General features: G+C 44.7%; 1 pseudogene. It reads right to left on the bottom strand.

Annotation, left to right across the window (positions count from 1 at the left end):
* Window positions 1-975, bottom strand: a pseudogene (locus ACYVFA_RS19635) (hypothetical protein); the annotation flags it as partial.

The raw sequence follows: 975 nt of genomic DNA, 5'->3' as shown, positions 1-975 counted from the left end.
CCCTGCACATAAACGATTGTTTGGAATAGTTGGTGCATTTATTACTGCCATTGTGCCTACCACTGTAAAGGTTGTTACCACAGGACCATAAACCGTCCCCCCTGTCCTATTATCTTCTGCATAGCCAGTTACAGTCATGGTATAGGTGCCCGGAATAAAATTACGTCCATATACATTGACACCTAAGTTATCAAAAACCGCATAGGGCTGTACGTTCTGCAAGATAGTCCAGTTAATCTCAGGACCGGTAATGGTTAAGTCAACACTGCCAATTGGTATTGTCGGACAAATAGGGTTGGCAAGAATAGACACCTGTTCAGGTATCTGCTGGATAACCATTCCGTCTTTCAGAGAAAATATTGGTTCATAAGGGTTGCCTGCTTTCACATATTGTAAGTCAACAATCTGTACACAAGGGTCAATGCCACTCACAATTACATTAGTAGTGGCGGTTGCTGTGCAAATACCTGTACTTACCGTTACTGTATAAATACCTCCATTAGCTGCTAAAGCATTAGCAATAGTTGGATTCTGGCTTGCACTGCTAAACGAAGCAGGTCCTGACCAGCTATATTGTGTTCCTCCAGAAGCACTCAGTTCTATCGTTTGTCCTACGGCATAAGGGCCAGTATTTGATGCCTGGGCAACAGCAGGTGCTATAATTTGTAGTCCTGTTACCGCTGAACTTGCTTGAGAGGTACAATTTCCCACTGTACAAGTGGCAGTAATGCTGTAAGTACCCACACTTGAAAGTACCAGACTTGTACCCGTTGCTCCTGTTGACCAGTTTACAGTCCCGCCACATCCACTCGCTGTCAAGGTCAAGGTATTTGGCGCACACACTACTTTTGGATTAGGTGCGGTAATCGTTGGGGCACTTGGTTGGGTTACAATCTGTAGTCCTGTTACCGCTGAACTTACAGGGGAAGTGCAACTACCCACAGTACAAGTGGCTGTAATGCTATAAGTACCCAT

This window comes from Emticicia fontis (assembly GCF_054779675.1).
Note: the sequence above shows the minus strand (reverse complement) of the source record. Positions and strands in the feature narration are given on the sequence as shown.